Below are 2746 nucleotides of genomic sequence, written 5' to 3'. Positions count from 1 at the left end.
GCTGTAGGGCACCCGCTGGGCGGTGGCCGGGTTCCAGCTCTTGGCCCGCGCGACCACCTGAGCCCGGGCCACGCCGGGCCCGGACCAGAGCGCCGAGACGATGATCTGCCCGTCCCCCGCCTGCGGCTGGTACCGCTCGGGATACTTCGACACCTGTACGCGCTGGCAGACGTCGCCCACCACCGCCGAACGCCAGGAGCCGTCGGGGTACTTGCGGAGCATCTTGTCCAGGAACGCGCCGGTCGACCACGCCACGTTCAGCCGCTGGGCGGCGCTTCCCCAGGTGGCGCGCTGCTGGAACACGCCCAGGCTGTCGTGGTCCACCTCGCGGTTGATGTTCCGTATGCCCGTCTCGACGATGGCCGTGGTGATCGCGATGACCGCCGCCCGCTGCGGAAGCCCCCGGGCGCGGACGGTCTCGACCACCGCCCGGGCGCAGGAGACGCGGTAGCCGTCCATGTAGCCGCGCAGCTTCTTCGTCAGCCGGGTGTTGAGCCGGGCCGCCAGCTCCGTGTCCTGCGCCGTCACCCCTCTGGAGCCGCAGGGGGCGGTCGGCAGGGGCGCGGCGGTGGCGGCGGGCGCAGGGGCCGCGGTGACCACGACCGCGGCCCCCGCGAGCGGGAGCACCACCGCGAGCACTCCGGCCCGCGGCGGACCGGGGCGGGTCCGCAACCGGCGCATCAGCGGATCCTGACGGGGCGGTAGGCGCGGAACTGGGTGCCGGCCCTCAGCCCGTGGGTGACGACGCGGTGGTCGGTGCCGTAGCCGGCGCGCTGCTGGTAGGCCCAGTAGGAGGTGCGCTTGGCGTCGGCCCACCGGTCGAAGATGACGACCATGCGGGCGGTGTTGCCGCCGACCGGGTCGATCACCAGATCGCCTTGGAGCAGCTGGCTCATGGCGATCGGGCGGGTGTAGGCGGACTTGACCAGATCGACGGTGATCGGCCCCGGCTTGCCCAGCCCCAGCGCCATCGACACGTAACCCGAGCCGTCGGTGCGGTAGCCGCCGCGCGTCTTGGTCTGGCTGTAGGGCACCCGCTGGGCGGTGGCCGGGTTCCAGCTCTTGGCCCGCGCGATCACCTGGGCACGGGTGATCGTGGGCGGCGGCACCGGGGCGTCCTCGCGGATGTTCAGCGCCCGGTAGGGCTTGTACTCACTGCCCGACGACAGGCCGTAGCTGCGCTTGCGGTAGTCCGTCCCGTAGCCGCCGCGCTGCTCGTAGGCCCAGTAGGAGGTGCGCCCGGCATCGGCCCACCGGTCGAAGATGACGACGTGCCGGGTGGTGTTGCTGCCGATGGCGTCGATGAGCAGGTCGCCCCTGCGCAAGTCGGCGATCCGGATGGGACGGGTGTAGGTGCTCTTGGCCAGGCCCACGGTGATCGGCCCCGGTTTGCCCAGGCCGAGGGCCATGGACACATAGCCCGAGCAGTCGGTGCGGTAGCCGCCGCGGGTCTTGGTCTGGCTGTACGGCACGCGCTTGGAGGTGCCGGGGTTCCAGGTCTTCGCGCGAGCGATCATCTGTGACCGCGTGATCGGGGCCGCGGCGACGGCGGCCAGGGTGTCCACACTCTCCGGCTCTCCGGACGGCTCCGAAGAGGGGCTCGGCGTCGGGGAGGGGCTCGGGGTCGCGGACGGGCTCGGTGTCGGGGTGGGGGTGAGCGCCGCGAGCGGGTGCGCGGGGGCGTGGGAGGCCGCCTGCGCGGGGGTCGTCGGCACCAGAGCGCTTCCGCATGCGGTCACGGTGATGAGCGCCAGGTTTCCCGCTCTGTTCCAGAAGCTGGGGGTTGGGGGCATGTTCTCTCCTCGGTCCCGTCGTGGATCGGTTCGGCCAGCTGGCGGGCCACACACTGACAGGAAATTTCTGAAACATGCCGTGAAATCGGTGAAGTTGGGACAATATCTCCCTTTGGTGCAGACGTGACCTGGGATGACTCAGAGCCGCTGAGACAAGGTTGGGACGAACCAGCATGGTGAATGGAGCCGGGAACATGAGCCGAAGCCGGCGACTGCGACCGTTACCCGACGATCTGCCCGAGCCGGTCCGCGTTCTCCTGGGAGAGCTGAGAGCCCTGAAGGAACGGGCGGGGCTCGACCTGCGGGCGCTGGAGCAGGCGACGCACGCGAGCCGGTCCTCCTGGGGACGGTGGCTGGCCGGGGAGACGTGGATCCCGGTGGAGGCCGTGGAGGGGCTGGCCCGGTTGTGCCGCGAGGACGAGCGCCGGTTCCGCGCGCTGTGGGAGCTGGCCGACCAGGCCCGGCGGATGGCCGGGGACGGGCCCGAGACGGACGACCGGGACCGGGTGGAGGCGGGAGGGGAACCGGGGACGGGCGCCACGGAGAGGGTGCCCGAGCCGGGTGAGGCGATGGAGGGGGCCGCGACCTCTGGCGGATACGGAGAGCCGCCGGGGCCGGGCGGAGAAGTATCCGGGCCGGGCAGAGGGGCGTCCGGACCGGACCGAGAGGCGTCCGGACCGGACGGGGGAGCGTCCGGGCCCGGTACGACCGCGCCACACGGACCGGCGGGCTTTCTCCGGTGGCGGTTCCGGGTGGGGGCGGTCCTGGGCCTGTCGGCCGGTGTGGTCGCCGGATTCATGATCGCCGGTTCGTTCTCCCGGAGTGGGGCGAGCGGCGAGGAGGAGCCGGTCTCGACGCCCACCGCCGCTCGCGCCGAGGCCATCACCCGGGCCCAGGTGGTCGCGCGGGCCAAGAGCTGGAACCCGGCCACCGCCCAGCGGGTGCCCTACAGC

The 2746-nt window shown here is 72.4% G+C and carries 3 protein-coding genes; 1 reads left to right on the top strand and 2 read right to left on the bottom strand.

What is annotated here, in order from left to right; translation table 11 throughout:
* Together IEZ08_RS38925 and IEZ08_RS38920 are read right to left on the bottom strand one after the other, a co-directional pair.
* Positions 1-681, bottom strand: a 681-nt coding sequence (locus tag IEZ08_RS38925) for a hypothetical protein (RefSeq protein WP_229803966.1), incomplete at its 3' end; no start/stop codon positions are given.
* Positions 681-1793: an NlpC/P60 family protein gene (locus IEZ08_RS38920; protein ID WP_189244233.1), complete on the bottom strand. Its 1113-nt coding sequence runs from the start codon at positions 1791-1793 to the stop codon at positions 681-683. The genes IEZ08_RS38925 and IEZ08_RS38920, both read right to left, overlap by 1 nt.
* 194 nt (positions 1794-1987) lie before the next feature.
* Between IEZ08_RS38920 and IEZ08_RS38915 the strand changes: the two genes are divergently transcribed.
* Positions 1988-2746, top strand: a 759-nt coding sequence (locus IEZ08_RS38915; RefSeq protein ID WP_189244232.1) for a helix-turn-helix domain-containing protein, incomplete at its 3' end; no start/stop codon positions are given.

The organism is Planobispora rosea, from assembly GCF_014648175.1.
Classification (GTDB): Bacteria; Actinomycetota; Actinomycetes; order Streptosporangiales; family Streptosporangiaceae; genus Planobispora; species Planobispora rosea.
This window is presented reverse-complemented; position numbering and strand designations above follow the sequence as displayed.

Coding starts and splice junctions, on each gene's coding strand:
- IEZ08_RS38920 (WP_189244233.1), bottom strand. CDS start 1,793: ATGCCCCCAACCCCCAGCTTCTGGAACAGAGCGGGAAACCTGGCGCTC.